General features: G+C 47.8%; 22 protein-coding genes. All 22 read left to right on the top strand.

Annotated features, from left to right (window positions below):
• The first annotated feature begins 28 nt into the window (after positions 1-28).
• The 22 genes from A3848_RS23465 (at position 29) to secA (ending at position 21,331) form a co-directional block, all read left to right on the top strand.
• Positions 29-1,186: a sensor histidine kinase gene (locus tag A3848_RS23465; RefSeq protein ID WP_074087441.1), complete on the top strand. Its 1,158-nt coding sequence runs from the start codon at positions 29-31 to the stop codon at positions 1,184-1,186.
• Positions 1,187-1,190: 4 nt separating this feature from the next.
• Positions 1,191-1,913 carry a response regulator gene (locus tag A3848_RS23460; protein WP_074087298.1) on the top strand — a complete coding sequence of 241 codons (723 nt, stop codon included), beginning with the start codon at positions 1,191-1,193 and terminating at the stop codon, positions 1,911-1,913.
• Between the two features lie 162 nt (positions 1,914-2,075).
• The gene (locus A3848_RS23455) at positions 2,076-2,519 is read left to right on the top strand and encodes a glycosyltransferase family 2 protein (protein ID WP_074087297.1); all 444 of its coding nucleotides are present in this window, start codon (positions 2,076-2,078) and stop codon (positions 2,517-2,519) included.
• Positions 2,520-2,624: 105 nt separating this feature from the next.
• Positions 2,625-4,637 carry an ATP-dependent helicase ComFA gene (locus tag A3848_RS23450; protein WP_074087296.1) on the top strand — a complete coding sequence of 671 codons (2,013 nt, stop codon included), beginning with the start codon at positions 2,625-2,627 and terminating at the stop codon, positions 4,635-4,637.
• A gap of 5 nt (positions 4,638-4,642) precedes the next feature.
• Positions 4,643-5,509 carry a ComFC family protein gene (locus A3848_RS31915; RefSeq protein ID WP_074087440.1) on the top strand — a complete coding sequence of 289 codons (867 nt, stop codon included), beginning with the start codon at positions 4,643-4,645 and terminating at the stop codon, positions 5,507-5,509.
• Between the two features lie 169 nt (positions 5,510-5,678).
• Entirely contained in the window at positions 5,679-6,086 is a 408-nt protein-coding gene (locus A3848_RS23440) for a TIGR03826 family flagellar region protein (RefSeq protein ID WP_074087439.1), read from the top strand.
• A 106-nt stretch (positions 6,087-6,192) separates the two neighbouring features.
• On the top strand, positions 6,193-6,480 hold the full coding sequence (gene flgM / locus A3848_RS23435) for a flagellar biosynthesis anti-sigma factor FlgM (RefSeq protein ID WP_074087295.1): 288 nt from the start codon (positions 6,193-6,195) through the stop codon (positions 6,478-6,480).
• 12 nt (positions 6,481-6,492) lie between these two features.
• Positions 6,493-6,993, top strand: coding sequence for a flagellar protein FlgN (locus A3848_RS23430; protein WP_074087294.1), 501 nt, complete (start codon positions 6,493-6,495; stop codon positions 6,991-6,993).
• 57 nt (positions 6,994-7,050) lie between these two features.
• Positions 7,051-8,646: a flagellar hook-associated protein FlgK gene (gene flgK, locus A3848_RS23425; RefSeq protein WP_074087293.1), complete on the top strand. Its 1,596-nt coding sequence runs from the start codon at positions 7,051-7,053 to the stop codon at positions 8,644-8,646.
• Positions 8,647-8,660: 14 nt separating this feature from the next.
• A complete protein-coding gene (gene flgL / locus A3848_RS23420; protein WP_074087292.1) occupies positions 8,661-9,578 on the top strand; it encodes a flagellar hook-associated protein FlgL in 918 nt (305 codons plus the stop codon).
• An 18-nt stretch (positions 9,579-9,596) separates the two neighbouring features.
• Positions 9,597-10,160 carry a DUF6470 family protein gene (locus A3848_RS23415; RefSeq protein WP_074087291.1) on the top strand — a complete coding sequence of 188 codons (564 nt, stop codon included), beginning with the start codon at positions 9,597-9,599 and terminating at the stop codon, positions 10,158-10,160.
• A 119-nt stretch (positions 10,161-10,279) separates the two neighbouring features.
• Positions 10,280-10,726 carry a flagellar assembly protein FliW gene (gene fliW, locus A3848_RS23410; RefSeq protein WP_074087290.1) on the top strand — a complete coding sequence of 149 codons (447 nt, stop codon included), beginning with the start codon at positions 10,280-10,282 and terminating at the stop codon, positions 10,724-10,726.
• A 1-nt stretch (position 10,727) separates the two neighbouring features.
• Positions 10,728-10,967 carry a carbon storage regulator CsrA gene (gene csrA / locus A3848_RS23405; protein ID WP_074087438.1) on the top strand — a complete coding sequence of 80 codons (240 nt, stop codon included), beginning with the start codon at positions 10,728-10,730 and terminating at the stop codon, positions 10,965-10,967.
• A 246-nt stretch (positions 10,968-11,213) separates the two neighbouring features.
• Positions 11,214-12,632, top strand: a complete 1,419-nt coding sequence (locus A3848_RS23400; RefSeq protein ID WP_074087289.1) for a flagellin N-terminal helical domain-containing protein — start codon at positions 11,214-11,216, stop codon at positions 12,630-12,632.
• Positions 12,633-12,900: 268 nt separating this feature from the next.
• Entirely contained in the window at positions 12,901-13,281 is a 381-nt protein-coding gene (locus A3848_RS23395; protein WP_074087288.1) for a flagellar protein FlaG, read from the top strand.
• A gap of 18 nt (positions 13,282-13,299) precedes the next feature.
• Positions 13,300-14,820, top strand: coding sequence for a flagellar filament capping protein FliD (fliD, locus tag A3848_RS23390; RefSeq protein ID WP_074087287.1), 1,521 nt, complete (start codon positions 13,300-13,302; stop codon positions 14,818-14,820).
• Between the two features lie 19 nt (positions 14,821-14,839).
• Complete coding sequence (gene fliS, locus A3848_RS23385) at positions 14,840-15,232, top strand: flagellar export chaperone FliS (protein WP_074087286.1); 393 nt, start codon at positions 14,840-14,842, stop codon at positions 15,230-15,232.
• Positions 15,225-15,560, top strand: coding sequence for a flagellar protein FliT (locus A3848_RS23380; RefSeq protein WP_074087285.1), 336 nt, complete (start codon positions 15,225-15,227; stop codon positions 15,558-15,560). Before fliS ends, A3848_RS23380 begins: the two co-directional genes overlap by 8 nt.
• A gap of 228 nt (positions 15,561-15,788) precedes the next feature.
• Positions 15,789-15,986, top strand: a complete 198-nt coding sequence (locus A3848_RS23375) for a cold shock domain-containing protein (RefSeq protein WP_019915069.1) — start codon at positions 15,789-15,791, stop codon at positions 15,984-15,986.
• Between the two features lie 344 nt (positions 15,987-16,330).
• Complete coding sequence (locus tag A3848_RS23370) at positions 16,331-17,758, top strand: S-layer homology domain-containing protein (protein WP_074087284.1); 1,428 nt, start codon at positions 16,331-16,333, stop codon at positions 17,756-17,758.
• Positions 17,759-17,955: 197 nt separating this feature from the next.
• On the top strand, positions 17,956-18,507 hold the full coding sequence (gene hpf / locus A3848_RS23365; RefSeq protein WP_074087283.1) for a ribosome hibernation-promoting factor, HPF/YfiA family: 552 nt from the start codon (positions 17,956-17,958) through the stop codon (positions 18,505-18,507).
• A gap of 316 nt (positions 18,508-18,823) precedes the next feature.
• Entirely contained in the window at positions 18,824-21,331 is a 2,508-nt protein-coding gene (gene secA / locus A3848_RS23360; protein ID WP_074087282.1) for a preprotein translocase subunit SecA, read from the top strand.
• Positions 21,332-21,510 lie beyond the last annotated feature (179 nt).

Genomic DNA, 21,510 nt, shown 5'->3' with positions numbered 1-21,510 from the left:
CGATCCGATAGAAATGGGGCAAGCATCCGTGGAATTTCAAGCCGATGCGATAGATCGCGTCATTAAGAATACCATCGACGTGATGGAGAGCAGCAAGTATCAGATATTTGAAATATTGCAGGTTGCACGGGATGAGCTTGTTGCACTCACCAAAGAACTGCAGCGGGTCATAGATGAAACGGATGAAACATTGCAAAAGGTAGACAAGCTGGAGCTGCAGTACCACCGCTCCCGTATCCGGCTGACGGAGGTCAGCCGGGACTTTGTCCGTTACTCCGAGAAGGATATCCGGATCGCGTACGAGAAAGCAACAGAGCTTCAGCTTGAGCTCATGATGACCAGAGAGAGGGAAGTCTATCTTCGGAGCAGGCGAGACGAGCTGCAGCTGCGGGTCCGCAGTGTCGAAAATTCGGTAGAGCGGGCAGAATCTATTGGTTCGCAAATGAGTGTTGTTTTGGAATATCTATCCGGGGAACTAGGACAAGTGACCAGGATTGTCGAATCTGCGAAGAACCGTCAGATGATTGGACTCAAAATAATCCTGGCTCAGGAAGAGGAACGGAAAAGAATTGCCCGGGAAATTCATGACGGTCCCGCTCAAATGCTGGCGAATCTAGTCCTAAGGACGGAAATTGTAGAAAGAATGCTGGTAAAGCAGGAATTCGGGCTGGTACAGGACGAAGTAATAGACTTGAAAGGGCAGGTAAGATACAGTCTGGAAGAAATGCGTAAGGTGATTTTTAATCTGCGTCCGATGGCGCTCGATGATTTGGGTCTGATTCCGACACTTCGAAAATACGTACATGATTATGAGGAAAAGACAAAGATCCGCACCTCCTTTGAAACGAGGGGCAAGGAGCACCGGCTGTCTTCAGCTATGGAGGCAGCCGTATACCGTCTGGTCCAGGAGGCATTGTCGAATGCGGCCAAGCATGCTTTTCCAAGCTACGTATTGGTGGAGATCACCTATCAGGCACAGCTGATCAAGATTGTCGTGAAGGATAATGGATTAGGCTTCAATGTGAAAAAAATCAGTGAACAGGCAAATCGTGAAAGTTTTGGGTTGGTCGGCATGCGTGAACGCGTGGAACTGCTCGAAGGAAGAATGGAAATACTGTCAGCTGAGAATCAGGGCACAACAATCGTAATTCACATTCCGACGAATGTGGAAAAAGGGAAGGAGTAATGTGATGGAAAACCAGAATCCTGGCAAGTCGCCCATTAAAGTTCTTTTGGCCGATGATCATCAGTTGTTTCGTGAAGGGCTTAAGCGGATTTTAAATATGGAGGAAGATATTGAGGTCATAGGGGAATGTGGTGACGGTATTCAGGTACTTGAATTCTGCAATGAAACCAAACCTGATATCGTACTGATGGACATCAATATGCCGATTGAAAACGGTGTGGAAGCCACTCAAAAACTGCGGGAAATGTTCCCGGATGTCAAAGTTATTATTTTATCGATTCATGATGATGAAAGTTATGTATTTGAAACCCTACGCAAGGGTGCCAATGGCTATTTGCTGAAGGATATGGAGGCGGAATCGCTTATTAATGCGATCCGTTCAGTCTGTGAAGGCCATGCCTTCATTCATCCAAAGGTTACGGGCAAGCTCATCAACCAGCTGCGCCGTATGACATACCTCAATGAAACAGGAGCTATTGCTGAAACTGCGGTTAAAGAGGCTGGTGTCAAATTTGTTGCAGGCGATAATAATCCGCTGACCCGGCGTGAAGCAGAAGTGCTTCGGCTGATGGCTGAAGGCAAGAGCAACAAGATGATTGGTGAATATCTGTTTATCAGCGAAAAAACCGTCAAGAACCATGTGAGTAGTATTCTCCAAAAAATGGAAGTTGACGATCGAACACAGGCTGTTATCAATTCGATTAAATATGGGTGGGTAACCCTGTAGTGGTAGGTTAAACTTTTACATATAATGATTGTAGCTGCTCTGCTGCAGTCAAAGTATTGGTTGAGTCTGCAGCATTATTTGAAGGAAATGCAGTCTGCTCTGGGCAGTCACCGACCTTTTATCACCGGCATATATTGTCGGTATAAGAGGAGGTGTATCTCCATGGTAGCCCAGTTAATATGGATTGCGGCCATCTATGTTTTTGCGGTAGTGTTGGTTCATATGCTGAGTAAACGGGAGCAATCCCGGCAGGGCAGCCAGTCTGGCAAACGGCTTCATTACATTCTCATTACCCGTAATCATGAATATGTAGTGGAATGGTATATCAGAGCGCTGACCCTCCATTCATTACTAAGCGGAAAGATGCTGCAGGTAACCTTGATGGATGACGGATCCAATGATGCAACGTTGGACGTAGCTACTCGGCTTGCCCAGAACGGTTCCGCCCTGGAATTTGTTCCGGCTATGCCGGTCTGCGCCTTTGAATCGGATCTAAACCTTCAATCTGGAATCGTAGTGGATTTACGGGGGACCGGACAATCGGTGCCGCTGCCTTTTCTGCAAATACCGTGGAGCAGGGGATGCAGATCAAAGCGAGGCGAATAATCATAACATATGCAAGCAAAGCAGGAAACGGGTGAAGCACACTCTTCAGAAATGGGGGAGTGTGCTTTTTTGTGTTGTCCAAACAAATTTTAGGAGGTGTAGCAGGTGCAGGCAGCAGTATATGCGGTAGAGCTTGAAGGAGACTGGAGTCTGTGGGTCTCACTCCATATGAATGTTGACAGGATATGGTGGAGCGGTACCAGGGGAGAAAGGGATGGATGGAACAATAGGGCTGCGGATAAGCTGGTGCTCCTCTCTTCGGCGCTTCCTCTCGGTTGGGCAGTGAAGCTGAGGGAGCACTGGGATTCCTCACGGGCAGCGCGGCAATGGCAGGAGGAAGACTGGGGGAGATATATGGCTGAGGTGCTCAGAACTGAAATTGACGTGGAGAGAAGAGGCGGCGGCAGCTTGAATGTGGGCGGACTCTATACGGAAGTTGATGAAAACTACAGATCAGCTATAGGTTGTGAAAAAGGCATATGCGCGGATGTTCTTGGAGCTGCGGCAGAGCAGTTGATGCAGGTACTGGATGGCCGTTCATTACTCCAGCCTGAAGTCGAAGCGCTCCTGGAGGAGCAGCTTCCAGGATTGGCTGGACAGTGGCGGGCGGCTGTTCAGCTCTGCCATTTGCAGGGGCGGCTGAGCGTGGAGGCCGCTGTTGGCGCAGCCCCTGTGCTTCGCAGCACAGGGGCATGGCACACGGCGCGCGCAACCTCCGCGCGCCTGCTTGGCGCAGGCCGGTTCCCTGCGGTCACCGGCCGCCTCCTGCGCACTGCGGCGCTCCGCCTGCCGCAGCTGCGCCTGCTCCGGCGCGGCGCGGGTGCCCGCCGCGCGGAAGAACGCTGCCTGCGCTGCGGCAGCGCCCCCACGGGCCGCACGGCCTGCGCCGCGTGCGGCCTTGTAGGCTGCGCCTATTGCGAGGCCTGCCTCGCACTCGGGCGCAGCCGGGCTTGCGCGCTGTTGCTGCGCAGCGCGGCCTCTCCGGCCGTGCGGTGCACGGCCGGAGCTTCCCCCACCGTGGCGGCACGCCGGTGGGGGCTTAGCGCGGCGCAGGCGGGGGCCGCCGGCGCTGCGCTGGGGTTCCTGGCGGAGCCGCGGCAGCGCTCCGCCGCCCGGAGCCCAGAGCGGTTCCTGCTCTGGGCCGTCACGGGAGCGGGGAAAACGGAGATCACGTTCCCGCTCCTTACGGCCGTGCTCGCTGCCGGAGGCCGTGCGCTCGTCGCCACGCCGCGGCGCGACGTCGTGCTGGAGCTCGCGCCGCGGCTCGCCAAGGCGTTCCCGGGGGAGACGCTCGCCGTGCTGTACGGCGGCAGCGCAGACCGCTGGACCCACGGCCAGCTGACTCTGGGCACAACCCACCAGCTACTGCGCTTCTACCAGAGCTTTGACCTTGTCATCATCGATGAGCTCGATGCCTATCCCTACCACAACGATCCTATGCTGGCCTATGCGGCAGAGCATGCTTGCAAGCCAGGGGGTTCGTTCATCTACCTGTCAGCTACACCGCCAACGGATTTGCAGCGTTTAGCCCGCGCAGGTAAGCTGCCGCATGCCAGGGTACCTGTCCGCTTCCATGGTCATCCGCTGCCGGTGCCCCGGCATGTTGGGATGTCTTCCGTCCATGTTTGCCTGAAGCGGGGAGCGCTGCCCGGAAATCTGCTGCAGGCACTTCGCAGATCCTTTGCGCGTAAGGCACAAATTTTTCTGTTTGTGTCGCGAATAGCCCACATCGAAGGATTACTGGTTCTTCTCCGCCAGGACTTTCCCGGAGCAGCAATTGAGGGCACTTCTTCCCGGGACCCGGCAAGAGCGGAGAAGGTTGAGGCTTTCCGCAGCCGCGCAATCTCACTTCTTGTTACGACGACAATCCTCGAACGGGGGGTTACCGTTCCCCGCAGTGATGTTTTTATACTGGATGCGGACAGCAGCCTTTTTGATGAAGCCTCACTGGTGCAGATGGCTGGAAGAGCTGGGCGCTCCAAAGAAGATCCGGCAGGAACCGTTTTGTTTTTCTCTCCGCAATGGACGAAATCACAACGGGGAGCAGTCGCACAGATCCGAACGATGAATACCATCGCCCGCAGACAAGGGTACATAAGCAAGGGAGCGGGGTTATAATCTTGATGAGCACATGGTTCCAAGTAGCCAAGTCACTGCTTGCTCCTTCCGCCTCGGACTGTCTTATTTGTGGTAAAAAAACTCAATTATCATCAGAAATTCCAGAAGTTTGCAAAATCTGCCAGACCTCCATCCCTTGGATTCGTAATCCGCGCTGCTCTAAATGCGGCCGCCATGTGGGCTGTCCGGATTGCAGCCGCAGCGGGGACACGGGTCCAATAGTCTGCAACCGCAGTGCGGTAGCTTACACAAGTGTGATGCGTGAGGTTCTGGGCCAGTATAAATATAGGGGGAACGAACGTCTGGCCCCTGTACTCGGTCTGATGCTGGATCGGGCATATACGGTTCTCCAAGCAGAGCGGGGGCAGCTGCGCGGTGAAGGTTCCCGGCAAATCCATTCGAAGTTTCCTGCTATCAAAGGCAAATTCAAGCGCATCAGTCGTGCCAGCTTATGGCAGGCGGATCTGCTGGTCCCGGTTCCGGTAAGTGACGCCCGGCTGGCTGAACGCGGGTTCAATCAGGCTGAGCGTCTGGCGGACGTTCTGTCCCGGTGCAGAAGGATTCCCCAGCTGCCGCTGCTGGTCCGCACCCATCATACCGGTAAACAGAGTTTCAAAAGCCGCGCCGAACGGCTGGCGGATATGAAGCATGCTTTTGCAGCCAACCCGGATCCTGCTATTCGCGCAGAGTTTGTCTATTGGCTTGAGTCAGCCGGACTTCAGACTCAGTCACAGCCTCTGCAAATCATCATTATCGATGATATTTACACAACAGGAAGTACGATCCGGGCCTGCGCGGAAACTATTCATGTATTGACCGGCAGCCTAGGCTGTACAGCGGATATTTACAGTTTGACCTGGGCACGTTCGTGATTCTGCCCAATCTAAGCAACGTTTCAGTATTTATTTGTAAAACTAATATAAACACATTGCACCTCAATAGCCGATACTAATGATAGACGAAGCTTCTGCAATCATGTAATCTAGGAGCATAAGATATTATACGCTGCACAAAATGTATGGAAGGGAGCCGCTGCTGAAAATGAATCTAGACAATTGTCCACGGTGCGGCCGGTTATACGTCAAAAATATTATGGACCTGTGCCAGCCCTGTATTAAGGATTTGGAGCATCAATATGAAACCTGTGTAAGTTATTTGCGCGAAAACAGAGGCACTAATATTCAGGAGCTGTCCGATGCAACGGAAATTCCGATTAAGGAGATTACCCGTTTTATTCGGGAAGGCCGGATTTCTATCGCGAATGCGCCGAATATGATGTACCCTTGTGAAGTCTGCGGAACCTTAATCCGGGAAGGCCATATGTGCGACAGCTGCCGCAGCCGTTTACGCAAAGATCTGACCAATGTAGTGAAGGAAGTTGCTCCTGCAGAACCCTCTAAAAAATCTGGGGAAGGCGCATACCGGGCCGTCGACAAGATGCGTGAATAATTAAATCTGCAAAATAACGCTTGCAGGTATAAAGAATGTTTCAAAGATGGCCGATAAACTTAGTAAAGATTATCGGCTTTTTTATATTAAAAGGAAGGTGGAAGTTATGAAAATTAACGAGACCGGACGTATTAATGCGATTAACCCGTATCAACGCAGCGCGGAATCGCCTAGACAGGAACAACTGAAGAAAAGCACACGCAAGGATGAGGTTTCGATCTCAGATGAAGCGATAAAGCTATTGCAGGCACAGAAAAGCGGAGAAGTTGACGACGAACGTGCAAGCAAGATTGAAAGCTTGAAACAGCAAGTTTCCGCAGGTACCTACCAAGTTGATGCAGCCAAGCTCGCAGCCACACTCGCCCCCTACTTTAAGCAATCCTCCGAGAATTAGGTGAAGACACCCATGCCATTGACAACATTGCTGGAATTGCTTGAGCGGCTGGACGAAGCGCATATTCAAATGCTGGATCTGGCCGCTTTTAAGAAACAGACGATTATGGATAACAAGGTGGATGGTCTGATTGACATCCTGAACCGGGAATCCAAGCTAATGAAGCTAATTGAGCAGCTCGAAGAGCAGCGTGCGCAGGCCGCATATGCTTTTCTGCAGGGGGTCGGGATTCGTTCCAACCTGAACCTGAACCTCTCTGAGCTCTCACGTCTTGTATTTGATCCTGAAGACAAGTCGCGGCTGCTGCATATTCAGCAGAAGCTTTCAGGTACGCTACGCCGCTTGAAGCAGGCCAATGAGCTGAATCAGAAGCTGATTGAGCAGTCGCTTACCTTTATAGATTATTCCCTGGATTTGCTGGTCGGAAGACCGAACCAGGATTTTACTTACCATCATCCGTCCGACAAGGGCAGTGGCTCCACCCGGCCGGGTCTTTTTGACGCACGCGGATAGACTTACCGTTCTTGCAAGCCGTTTTGCCGGAGCCATCATAAGGGAGGAACCAGTAGCATGACATCCACATTTCACTCAATTGAGACGGCAAGACGAAGCCTGTTCACACAGACCGCTGCGCTCAGCACAACCGGACACAATATCGCTAACGCCAATACGGAGGGCTACACCCGCCAGCGCGTGAACATGAAGGCCGCTTCTCCCATTGAAGCATACGGTCTTACGAATTCCACGGTTCCCGGTCAGCTGGGTACTGGGGTCGAGTTCACTTCCATCGAGCGTATCCGCGAGATGTTCCTGGACGATCAGTACCGGGGTGAGAACTCTGCCAGCGGCAACTGGAGCATCCAATCCGATACACTGGACAAGCTCGAAGCCATCGTGAATGAGCCTTCGGATACAGGCATTCGAACAGTACTGGATAATTTCTGGAAATCCTGGTCTGACCTCAGCAAGAACCCTGAAGATCCTACAGCCCGTAAGATTGTTGTTCAGACTGCGGAGTCGCTCACAGATGCGGTGAACTATATGAGTACACAGTTGAGTAATCTGGACCGGGATCTCAGTACTAATATTGATGTCAAAGGAAAACAGGTTCAGGGCTATTTGAGCTCTATCGCTGACCTGAATCAATCCATTGCCAAAATCGAAGGTATGGGCGATCATGCCAATGATTTGCGGGATCAGCGTGACCTGATGACAGACAAGCTGTCTAAGATTGCGAACATTACTGTTCTGGAGACCGATGCTGGCTATAATATATCGCTGGGTACCCGGCAGTTGGTTCAAGGGCAAGCCGTTACAGCGACTGTAGACAGCGCGTTTCTCAACACGGCTTATGCCTCCGGGGATCTCAAGGCTGGAGAGGCTTACGGAATGGTCTTTTCCAGTAAAACCTACGTCGCGGATTATAAGAAACAGTTGGATGATATGGCCAATACAATCGCTAATGGCGAGGTGAAGGTTACGATTCCTGCGGGTTCAACACTTCCGGCTGGTACCACGGTGTTCAAGGATTCAGAAATTGTCAATGCCGATGGCACCAAAACAACGCTCCTTGCCGGTGCTGCAGTCCCTATCCCGTTGACAGGTGATTTGAAAACTACAGTCAAGGGTCTGAATGGCCTTCATCAGCTGGGGTATGGGATGGATGGCAGCACAGGCCGCCCATTCTTCACATCATCAGTGGCCGGAGAAGCGATCACCGCGAGCAATCTTCGACTGAATCCGGAAATTGCTGCAGATCCTTCCCTATTTGCTACTTCTCTCCGCGCCACTACAGACACTGCCGGAAAGGTATCGGTAATTAAAGGGAACAATACACTGGCGCTTTTGTTCAGTAACATGAAGGACAACAATACGTTCACTACAGCGGATGGTATTAAGAGCGGCACTATCGGATCATATCTCAGCTCCATGGTGGGGCAACTAGGGATTCAATCCCAGGAAGCTACACGTCAGACGAGTAATGCCGATTATCTGGTGGAACAGGTGAATTCACGCCGCCAGTCTGTAAGCGGAGTGTCTCTGGATCAAGAAATGTCGGATATGCTGGTATTCCAGCATGCTTATAGCGCCGCTGCTCGGTTTATGACGACCTATGACGAAATGCTCGACAAACTAATTAATTCTACCGGCACTGTCGGCAGATAAAGGAGGAAAAGCTTATGTTGAGGGTAACCTCCAATATGATGAATTCACAGCTGCTGCTTAACCTAAACCGCAATGCGCGCACCATGAACGACACCCAGCTTCAGTTGTCCAGCGGCCGCAAAATCAATAAGCCTTCCGATGACCCGGTAGGGATTACTTACTCCCTGCGTTACCGTGCTGAGCTGTCTTCGAATGAACAGTACACCAAGAATGTGGACAGTTCAATTTCATGGCTTGATTATAATGATACTGTTCTGGGTCAGGCTGGAGATGTCGTTCAACGTCTTCGGGAATTGACTGTTGAGGCTTCCAATGGTACTAACCCTCAGTCAGCATTAGATAGCATCAATCAGGAAGTAATGCAATTGAAGGAACAATTTGTGGATATCTCGAACAGTAAACTTAATGGGAAGTATATCTTTAACGGCGAGAAATATGATACCAAACCCTATGACTTTGCCAAAGGTGCGGACGGGACGTACGATGTGTCTCAAGCTATTACTACAGATCCGGGGCAGATAAATTATATTGTGGGTGAAGGTGTACAACTACCTATTAATATGACTGGAAATGATGTGTTTGGTAACACAGGGGATGTTGATAATGTATTTACCGTTTTCAACAATATTTCAGCAGCGTTGAAATCTGGTGACTATAAGGGAGTGTCCAATCAACTCAATAATATCGATTCACGTGTTGAGAAGCTTTTGACAGCCCGCTCCGAGATAGGTGCCAAGACCAATCGCGTGGAATTAATGCAGGACCGTCTGGGTGATTTGAATACGAATCTGACCGATCTGCAGGCCAAGACTGAGGATGCGGATTACGAGGGACTAATTATGCAGTCCAAGATTCAAGAAAATATCTATAACGCTTCACTGTCAGTGGGAGCCAAGATCATATCAACCTCTCTCGTGGACTTCATCAGATAACTGAGGAGGTACTCGCCAATGCAGCCTATACTACAGATTCGGCAGACGCCAGCACTGATTGGCATTGACGCTGATCCGGGCGCATACTCCATTTCGCAGCCCAAAGCGGAAGTGAATATTACTACCACTCCTAGTGAACTCACGGTTCAATCCACTCGTCCTGAGCTAAAGATAGACCAATCTGCAGCTAGGGCAGCCTATTACGGCGGGGGTATGTTGGAAATGAATAAGCGGATTTATTCTGGAATTCAACAGCTTTATCTCCAGGGAATTGCCAGAAAGGTAGATCAGGGGAACCGTATGGCTGAGTTTTTCAAACCAGGCAATACTATTGCTGAAGTCTACGGTACGGATACTGAACCGAACTCGTTTCCGGAGATTCGAGGTCCGGCATCCTATGACAATGTAGAGATACATTTTGAAACGAGAGCACCTCAGATTGATTTCCGCCCTGCCCAAGTCGATATACAAGTTGAGAGACACCGCCCGGAGATCGAATACACTCGTGGTAAGCTAAATATATATATGCAGCAGTATGCTTCCGTACAGTTTATTCCCCCGGAAGTAAATGTTCAAATGTAGCTTTTTAAGCTATAGATGTGCCAAGAGCGCTTCTATAGCTTTTCTGTTATCATATATGCGATTAATAGAATCATTAAGACGACAGTTTTGCCAGGCAAAACTTTTGAGGAGTGAAAAACTTGATTATAGAAACGTTATCTTGGGGAAAAGTTGAAGTGAATGAGGAACAATTATACCATTTCTCCAAAGGAATTCCTGGTTTTGACGAAGAAACTGATTTTGCCTTAATTGCTATGGAAGATTCCCCCTTTTGGGTGCTGCAATCTGTGAAGCAGGAGGGATTATCCTTTTTATTAGGTGATCCGTTTGACTTCTACCCCAGCTATGAGTTTGAATTGCCTGATGATGAAGCTGAGGAGCTGGGAATCCACTCAAATGTAGCCGTTCGCTGCATCATAACGTTAAAGGAACAGGTGGAGCACTCTACAATTAACTTGCTTGCTCCTATTGTATTGAATCCTTCTGAGCGTTTCGGCAAACAAATTGTACTGCATAAAGCCCCTTATCATACAAGACATAGTCTAATACAAGAGCAGCAGGCTATGAATGGAAAGGTTGGTGGGTGACATGCTCGTGCTTTCACGAAAAAAGGGAGAGTCAATTGTCATCCAGGATCAGATAGAACTAACCATATTAAGTGTAGATGGAGATACGGTGAAGGTTGGAATCTCAGCTCCCAAGCATGTTGATATCTTTCGTAAGGAAGTGTACCTCTCCATACAGGAGGCTAACCGGGAGTCCGCAGCGCCTCAGCAATCCGATTTGAATGCGTTGATTCATCGGTTGCGTGGGCCAAATGCCCAATAACATTGATTAATTATGAAATAGAATTGTACGAATAAGGATCTACGCCATGGGAAATCAGGTGTAGGTCCTTATTATTTCTGAGGAATTCGAATAATAAAAAAAAAAATCTTTGAAATGCTCTAAACAGTTGGGGACATGCCGTCGATATATGTATTAGACGCTGATCCGGCAGGGCGGCCGACCTTAATGGTTCGGCGTTTACCACATGGATGTGGAACTAACTTAATTTCAGGGAGGAAATATCAAATGATTATTAACCACAATATCGCGGCGTTGAACACACATCGTCAATTGGGTAGCAACACTGCAGCAACTAACAAGAACATCGAGAAATTGTCTTCCGGTCTTCGCATCAACCGTGCCGGTGACGATGCTGCCGGTCTGGCAATCTCCGAAAAAATGCGTGGTCAAATCCGCGGTTTGGACATGGCTTCCAAAAACGGACAAGATGGTATTTCCATGATCCAAACAGCTGAAGGTGCAATGAACGAAACCCATAGCATTCTGCAACGTATGCGTGAGCTAGCCGTTCAATCTTCCAATGATACGAACACTGACTCCGACCGTAAGGAACTTCAAAAAGAAGTTTCCCAGCTGACAGACGAAATCAATCGTATCTCCAACACAACTGAATTCAATACCAAGAAATTGCTGGATGGTTCTGTTGGTAACAATGCAAATATTAAAGGCGCTAATGCACTTGCTTTGAAACCGGTGAATGTTGTTGATTCCGGCTTGGCAACTGATACGTACACGATTACGCAAGCTAATCCTGCAGCAATCGTTGCTGACATTAAAACTAACACTACTGGGTTGGCTAGCGGTGACTTCGATTTTTCTGATACAACGAAGGTTAAAGGTCTGGAGCTTGGCGACTACACGCTGGAAACTAAAGCTACTGGTGCTGCTAATAAGTTTGATGTCACGCTGAAGAATAAAGACGGCGTTGTTGTAGCTAGCGCTTCTGCACTTGACACAGTAGCAGGTGGTCCACTGACTGGTACTGCTCCAGATGGAACAGCTACTAAATTCACTCTTAAAGGTGTAGCGGCTGGTGTGGCTGCTGAAGGAAAAATGTCCTTTAATTTGAATGCTACTTATGGTGCAAATGATTTTGCAATTAAAAATACTGCTGGTTCAACAACCTATACCAGCGCAGCTGCTACAAAAATCACAGATAGCGATTTCCAAGCAGGCGGCCTTCAATTCAAAATGACGACTGATACAGCTCTTGCTGCAGCTGCGTCTACCACTGATATCGTTGTTACCAACAACGCATTGACTATGCACATTGGTGCTAACCAAAACCAATCGATGAAAGTTGATATCAACAAAATCGATGCAAAAAGCCTGGGTATCAATAACATTGACATCACAACACAAACAGGTGCAGAAGCGGCAATTACTTCGGTCAATGATGCATTGACAAAAGTATCCTCCGAACGTGCTAAATTGGGTGCATTCCAGAACCGTTTGGAACACACAATCAACAACCTGAACACTTCGTCCGAGAACCTGACAGCTGCTGAATCACGTATCCGTGATACAGATATGGCTAAGGAAATGATGGAGCAAACTAAGAACAACATCCTTGCTCAAGCTGCACAAGCAATGTTGGCTCAAGCTAACCAACAGCCACAAGGCGTTCTTCAATTGCTTCGTTAATCTTAACGAACTTCAAGGAGATCCTAGATTATCTGGGGTCTCCTTTTCTTTTTGAATGAACTAAGTGTAAACAAGAATATATATTATAGACCCGACCCTATATACATACTGTATGGCCTTCTCTTCTGAGGGCCTATTTAAAATTGTCATTCTGGTGAGTTGATCAGTATCCAAATTCCTTTTATTTCTTTATTTATTTGAGCTTTCCTAAAACTTCAGCTAACGAAAGCCGATATATATAGTAAATTGTTTTCCGGAGGGCTCAATTATGAATGTACAGTTTTCATTGTCAGCAAGTGGAGGACAGGCTTCGAACAATCTTGCAGGGACATCTTTGGCAAAAGACAAGGTATCCGACATAAAAACACCTGCTAACGCCCAAGAACTTAACAAAATGGAAAAACAGGGTGCAAGTGTCACGGTAGGTGAAGAACAACTCGTACGGAATATTGAAAAGGCGGTAAAAGCCCTTCAGGGACCTACTACTACTCTTGAAGTCAGTATTCACGAGAAAACTCATGCCATAATGGTAAAAGTACTTAACAAGGATACTGGAGAATTGATTCGGGAAATCCCTCCCGAGAAAACTTTGGATCTTGTGGCTAAGATGATGGAACTCGCCGGAATTATAATAGATGAACGGATATAGAGTGAGGGGGAGAATAATATGAGAATTAGTGGCCTAGCATCCGGTATGGATGTAGACTCCATGGTTAAGCAGTTAATGACAGCCAAGCGTGAACCCTTGAACAAATTGAATCAGCAGAAACAAATTATGGAGTGGACAAGAGATAGTTACCGGGAAATGAACAGCAAGCTTGTTGATTTTCGTAATAATAAACTGGATACCTATAAAAAGTCCTCAGCGATGAATGCGATGAAGGCCACCGTAAGTGGAAATACGACTGCATTGTCTGCCGAGGGAACCGCAGATGCTAACCAAATACCGATGAATGTGACTGTCAATCAATTGGCATCGAATGAGAAGGTAACAACTACATCTGTATTGACTGATATTACTTCCAAAAGCACATTGAAACAAGTTGCAGCGGCTACTGGTTTTACTGCACAAGCTGATCCTGGTAATCCAAGTAAGTTTACTTATAAAATGATCGTAAATGGCCAGACTTTTTCTTTTGATGAGAGTAAGACAATATCTGAAGTCGTTAACACCATCAATTCCAATAACGATGTGAAGCTTACAGCTACTTTTGATCAGGTCAAAGGCCAAATGATTCTAACCTCCAATCAGTTTGATAAGCATATATCCGTATCGGCCCCAGGAGCTGCCGAGAACGGACTGTTAAATGTATTTAATACATCCGGTGGACCCTCGACAACCTCACTTGCACAAAAAGCTAATATTACAGTAGATGGCATAAGCAAAGATTTTGAAAGTAATAAATTTCTTTTAAACGGTGTATCTATTACTTTACTTGGAAAAACCGAAGATGGAAAAGCATCAAAAATCACAACCTCAGTGGATTCATCAAAGGTATTGGAAACTATTACTTCCTTTATTAAAGACTACAATGAATTATTGAATACATTGAACACTAAGACAAGTGAGGAAAAATATCGCTCATATCCCCCTCTGACAGACGATCAGAAAAAGGGTATGACTGATGATGATATTAAAAACTGGCAAGCTAGGGCCAAAAGCGGTATATTGAAAGATGATAGTATTCTTACCTCGGCTATAAGCAAAATGAGATCTGCCATCCAATCGGGATTAAATGGTATAGGTGGTGTGGATCTTGCCTCCATCGGTATTGGAACAGGTAAGTACTATGAAGAAGGTAAGATCTATATTAAAGATGTGGACAAGCTTAAGAGTGCAATAGATAACAATCCTCAGGGTGTAATGAATTTATTCCAATATTCATCGACGGATACTTCTAAGCCGAGTGGAATTTTTGTTCAAATCTCTGATGGCCTAAATAATGTACTTAGTGTTATGGCAGATAAAGCAGGAACATTGAAAACCTCTTCTGATTTGAACGCAACTTACAAAGAAGAGAGCACTATGGGCAAGCAGTTAAAAGATATAAATAAGCGTATCAGTACACTGACTACCCGCCTAACCGATATGGAGACAAACTATTACAAACAATTTACAGCCATGGAAACAGCTATGAATAAATACAATTCCCAGTCCGCCAGCTTGTCCAGTTTCGTAGCACATTAACCGATAGAGGTGAATACGCATGATGACTTCTCCCTATGAGAAATACCGGCAATCTTCTGTTCAGACATCTACGCCTGCCCAACTGGTAATGATGCTCTACGATGGAGCCATTCGTTTCGTAAGAACAGCAATGGATGGATTGAACAAAATGGATTATGAGAAAACAAACCTTAATTTCGGCAAAGCCCAAACAATCATTAGTGAACTGATGAGTACACTGGACCAGTCTTATGAAGTCTCCAAGAATCTTTTCTCTCTATATGAATATACGAATCATCTGTTAATAGAAGCCAACATCCGCAAAAGCCCGGAGAAGGCTGAAGAAGCATTGGGCTATCTGACCGACCTGCGTGAAACCTGGCTCCAAGCCTCGAAGCTTGCGGCAGGCCAGACCGAGACGGCAAATGGATGAACTTATCCGCAGTCTGGATCAGCTCACTCGGGAGATGATGGGCCGGCTTCAGGAAGCGACGTATGAGGAGCTTGAGGCTTTCGTAGAGGAACGGCAGGAGATTGTCGATTCGATTGCAGAACAAGTCGCAATTTGTCAGTCTACTTCTGCACAAAAGGAAGAAATTCATCGGATTTTGGAGCATGACTACGCCCTACTAGACCGTATGAATGTCTTGCGGTTGGAGGCACAAGACTTTCTGCAGAAGCGCAACCATGCCAAAGTGCAGCGGAGTGCATATGAAGCGAAATACAGTGCGGACAGCATTCTCATGGACCGCCGAAAATAATACTTTTCCAAATGTTTCATCTCAGGAGCAGCCGGGTATTATATACCGTCTGCTCCTTTTTTTGATCTTGATATCACATTTTTTCGCTTGAATTTGGTTAATTATTGAATGGTAAAATATTGAAAGAAAACATTTACTATTCCAATTGACAATGGAGAAGCAGCGGTGGTATAGTCGAGTTGTGAGCAAGACTCACGTTCATCTGATGACGAAGGGAATGTTTAGTCAATGGAAGGTAAAGTTAAATGGTTTAACGCAGAAAAAGGTTATGGTTTTATTGAAACTGCCGATGGTGGCGACGTATTCGTACACTTCTCCGCGATTCAAACTGACGGTTTCAAGACTTTGGATGAAGGCCAATCCGTAGAGTTCGACATCGTTGAAGGTGCACGCGGACCACAAGCAGCTAACGTCATCAAATTATAATCATCCGGCGCAGCCGACCTACATATATGGTAGATGGTTAGCAATTGAGACAACGCTAGCGTAGACCCTGGGGATTTTCCCCAGGGTCTTTTTTAATGCTTTTTTTACAAAAAAGTCGTTCCAGATGTGGTGAAATTAAGTTGGAATTAGACAAAGTGTGAAATTAATTTAACGGAAAATGTTAACATTCTCCAGTATTTGGGTAATGGAAGACGTTGGGCTTTCTATCTTGCCTCGACGTACATTCTTTATGCTTAGGCGTGTGGCCTTTTGAGCGAGACCGTTGTTCAGGAGCGATGCAGTAAGCCTATGCCCATCAAACACTCAGGAGGATGAAAAGCAGAATGAAAAAGACGTGGCGTGGATTAATGACAGGGATACTGGGTGCAAGTATGCTACTCGGATCTCTAGGCAGTATCTCTGCTGCCCCTGCCCCCAAGGATATTCAAGGACACTGGGCGCAGACGCAATTGCAGGATTGGCTGAATAAAGGGTATCTAGGCGGTTACCCGGATGGTACGGTGAAGCCTAACAAGGCGATAACGCGCGGCGAATATGTAGCACTGATTAATCGTCTGTTCGGGTTCAAGGATACGGGAACGATCAGCTTCACCGACGTGAAAAAGACTAACTGGGTATACTCCGAGGTGGCGAAAGCCGTGCAAGCCGGTTATATCGGCGGTTATGAGAATAAAACATTCCGTCCCGCTAATCCTTTGACCAGACAAGAGGCAGCCGTCATTGCTGCCAAATTGCTTAGCTTGAATACCGCCGCAGCTTCTACAACCTTTAAAGACAATGCTCAAATTGCCGCTTGGGCAAAAGGGGCAGTGGCAGCCGCAGCAGGTAAAAAGATCATCAACGGGTACCCGGATGGAACCTTTGGTCCTAAGAGATCGCTGACCCGGGCAGAGGCTGTGGGGATTATCAGCAATTCGGTTGTATTTAAGCCTTCTACCCCTGGAGTGACCCCTACACCAACTCCATCAGCGACGCCTGCGCCTGGCGCAACTCCTACTCCCACTGCAACCCCTGTACCAGGTGGCGGTAGTGGCGGAGGTAGTGGCGGCGGTGGTGTTATCACTACACCATCAGTAAGTGGTGTAACTTATGGACATGTGGGTTCGGTGACAGCAGATGTGTACCTTACTCCATCCGTAACCGGAGCAATCTATTATGTGGTGGCTCCTTACAGCAGCAGCATGCCGAATCCTAGTGCCTCGCAGGTAAAACTGGGAAAGACAAGTGCTGGAACCCAAGGAGTGAACTATGGAACCAAGGCCACATCGGCAGGGTCAACTGTTTCTTTTTCGGTATACGGGTTGCAGCCTAATACAGAATATGCAACATACATCATCGTTACAGATACTGCCGGGAACATGTCAACGGTATCGAAGCTTCTTTTGAAGACGAACACAAGTACTCCAACATCGATCACGCTGGTTGAACCGGGACATATGGGAACAGTGACAGCAGATGTCTATGTGAAATATGGGCAGACAGGTGGTGTTTCGGCTCCAGTAAGATATGTTGTACTGCCGGCTAATGCCGCCAACCCGACTGCGGCGCAGATTGCTGCCGGACAAAATAGCTCAGGGGCCCAACTTGCCGCACCTTGGACAGGTTGGATCACTCCGGCGCCTTCACCGGCGGTAAGACAGACACTGAGCTTGACTGGGCTAACTGCCAAAACCAGCTACAAGGTATACTTTATTACAGGTTCCGGCAGTGTCTGGTCACCTGTAGAAATTCTGCGTATTCAAACCAAGTAAGAGCTGGATAATTGCAATATTAACCGATAACACTAGGTCCGGCCCAGGCAGCTTGAGTTGCTCTGGCCGGACCTATTTATGTATATGGGGGGGCTGTGACATCTTTTGTTAGCTGGATGTAAACACTGTCATGATTTGTTTTTTACTTAGGCCTGACAATTTGGTATAATGGCTATGTAAACAAAGGAGGAGTGCCCATGCAATTCAGCATTCGAGGTCAACAAATTGAAGTGACCGACGCTTTGAGAGATTATGTTGATAAGAAGCTCAGCAGACTTGAGAAGTACTTCGATGCACCCCCTACCTCAGAAGGATATGTGACGCTTGGCGTTGTTCGCGGCCTTCATACGGTGGAAGTCACGATCCCGCTAGCAGGTGTAACGCTTCGTGCGGAAGACCGCAGCGATGATATGTACGCATCCATCGATGCCGTGGTGGACAAGCTGGAACGCCAGATTCGCAAACACAAAACCAAGCTCAATCGTAAGTTCCGTCAGGAAGGAAGCCTGAAAACGCTCTTTGTGGAAGGAGCACCAAGCAGCATTGCTGTTGAGGAACAGGATTACGATGATTTGGAAGTCGTGCGGAACAAGCGCTTCACTTTGAAGCCTATGGATGTAGAAGAAGCGATCCTGCAAATGAACATGGTTGGACATAATTTCTTCGTGTTCTCCAATATTGATACTTCTGAAGTTAGCGTTGTTTACAAACGCAATGACGGCAAGTATGGCCTGATCGAACAAGACTAGGTTTGGATGCATGAAGCCGTAACCCGACTTGGAGCAGAGATTTACTTCAGTCTGACAAAAGAAAATTAACCGAGCCCCTATTCGCCATAAGCGAATAGGGCTCTTGTGCGTATATACATGTGTTTATGACAAAATAGCGGCACTTTGGCAGTAATGAGTTCACTTGAAAAATAAGGTTGCGGCTGCTTGTATTGCGGCTTCTCTTACAAACTGTTACAATTTATGAAGCAGCGGAATCGAAATCATATATGGCCCTTTCAATATTAGTGAGGATGGGCTCGGTTCCACCATCTGTGTTGCATGAAAGGGGTTAACCATGCTAGGACTTGTAAAAAAAATATTCGGCGACACCAATGAACGTGATGTCAAACGTCTCATGAAGACGGTCGATGTAATTAATGGGTTGGAGCCCGATTTCGTATCACTTTCGGATGAAGAACTGAAAGCCAAGACCGATGAATTCCGTGCCCGGATTGAGAAGGGCGAAACCTTGGAGGAAATTCTTCCTGAGGCATTTGCAACCGTACGCGAAGCTTCCAAACGGACGCTGGGCATGCGGCATTTTGACGTTCAATTAGTTGGAGGTATGGCGCTGCATGAAGGCCGGATCTCCGAGATGAAGACGGGTGAAGGCAAGACGCTGGTAGGTACACTGCCGGTATACCTGAACGCTTTGCTCGGCAAAGGTGTACATGTTGTAACGGTCAATGACTATCTGGCTCAACGCGACAGTGCGCAGATGGGACAAATTTATAACTTCCTGGGTATGACGGTTGGGGTAAACCTGAACGGCATGGACCATGCTGATAAGCAAGAAGCTTATGCCTGCGATATTACGTATGGCACAAACAACGAGTTTGGTTTTGACTACCTGCGCGATAACATGGTGCTGTATAAGGAGCAAATGGTTCAGCGTCCGCTCTATTTCTGTATTATTGATGAAGTTGACTCCATCCTGATTGATGAAGCGCGGACTCCACTTATTATCTCCGGACAGGCCGAGAAATCGACGGAGCTGTATTATGCAGCAGACCGTTTTGTAAAGAGACTGACTGCGGAAGAGGATTATACTGTTGATATCAAGGTGAAATCCGTGGCTTTGACTGAAAAAGGTGTGGCTACGGCAGAGCGCGCTTTTGGGGTGGAAAATCTGTATGACCATGCCAATGTAACTCTGAATCATCATATTGTTCAAGCGCTCAAGGCGAACGTAATTATGCGCCGCGACGTTGATTATGTAGTGAATGAGGACGAGGTTGTTATTGTCGATGAATTCACCGGCCGTTTGATGGCGGGACGCCGTTATAGTGACGGGTTACACCAGGCTATCGAAGCCAAAGAAGAAATTCAGGTGCAGAATGAGAGTATGACCCTGGCTACTATTACCTTCCAGAACTACTTCCGGATGTACCGTAAGCTAGGTGGTATGACGGGGACTGCGAAGACCGAAGAAGAAGAGTTCAAGAAGATCTATGGTCTAGAAGTTCTGCAGGTGCCAACCAATAAACCGAACCAGCGTGCGGATATGCCGGACGTTGTATACAAAAGCGAAAACGGTAAGTTTAACGCAGTGGTAGCAGAAATTGTGGAGCGCCACAAAAAGAATCAACCCGTGCTGGTAGGTACGGTTTCTATTGAGAACTCCGAACGTGTATCGGAAATGCTGAAACGCAAAGGTGTCAGACACCAGGTGCTGAATGCCAAGCATCATGCGGCGGAAGCAGAGATCATCTCCCATGCAGGTCAGCCGGGAACCGTAACTATTGCTACGAATATGGCAGGACGCGGGACGGATATCGTACTCGGTGAAGGAGTGACAGATCTCGGAGGTCTGCATATCATTGGTACAGAACGCCATGAATCACGCCGGATCGACAATCAGCTGCGCGGCCGCGCGGGACGTCAAGGCGACCCGGGTTCCACTCAGTTCTACTTGTCGCTCGGTGACGAACTGATGAAGCGTTTTGGTGCAGACAACGTGCTGAACATGATGGACCGTCTTGGGTTTGAAGAGGATCAGCCGATCGAGAGCCGTATGATCACGCGTGCTGTAGAATCCGCCCAAAAACGTGTCGAAGGCAACAACTTCGATATTCGTAAAGTCGTACTTCAATATGATGACGTCATGAATCAGCAGCGTGAGATTATCTACAAGCAGCGCCGCGAGATTCTGGAGTCTGACAATATCAAAGACGTCGTAATTGAAATGATTAAGCCGGTTATTGACCGTATTGTTCATGCCCACTGCAGTGACGATATTCCCGAGAACTGGGAGCTGCAGGAGGTTGCTGATTATGTGAACAGCAAGCTTTTGGAAGAAGGCGAGCTGACACGGGACGATATGTGGGGCAAAGAAGTTGAAGAGATCATCGAATTCATCTTTGGCCGTGTACTGGAGAAGTACGCAGCCCGTGAAGAACGCCTTGGCTCTGAGCTGGTGCGTGAATTCGAAAAGGTTATCGTCTTGCGTTCGGTTGACAGTAAATGGATGGATCATATTGATGCGATGGATCAGCTTCGTCAAGGGATTCACTTGCGCGCGTATGGTGGTACTGACCCGCTCCGCGAATATCAATTTGAAGGCTTTGAAATGTTCAATGCCATGACCGCTACCATTCAGGAGGAAGTTGCGACCTACATTATGAAGGCGCATATTGAAACCAATCAGGAACGGCAATCCGTAGTGGAAGAGAATAAGATCTCTACTAATGGCGAGCCTGCTGAGAAGCAGCCTGTGCATGTTGAGGCCGCTATCGGCCGCAACGATCCATGCCCTTGCGGCAGCGGCAAGAAATACAAGAACTGCCATGGACAGAACGCGTAAGTACAGCGGGCCTTTTGATTTTCCGGCTTTCAGCTTTATCTTTTTCAGTAAACCAGTGAGCAGACATTAATCTGCAAAAGCTGTTTACAGAACTGTACTTCATGTACTTCATGTCTGTACTCCACAGTTCAAGGGTTATAATGACAATAAAAAGCGGCTGGGCCCGGGGGACTCCCCGT

This window comes from Paenibacillus sp. P32E, assembly GCF_001909085.1.
Lineage (GTDB): Bacteria > Bacillota > Bacilli > Paenibacillales > Paenibacillaceae > Paenibacillus_AQ > Paenibacillus_AQ helianthi.
This window is presented reverse-complemented; position numbering and strand designations above follow the sequence as displayed.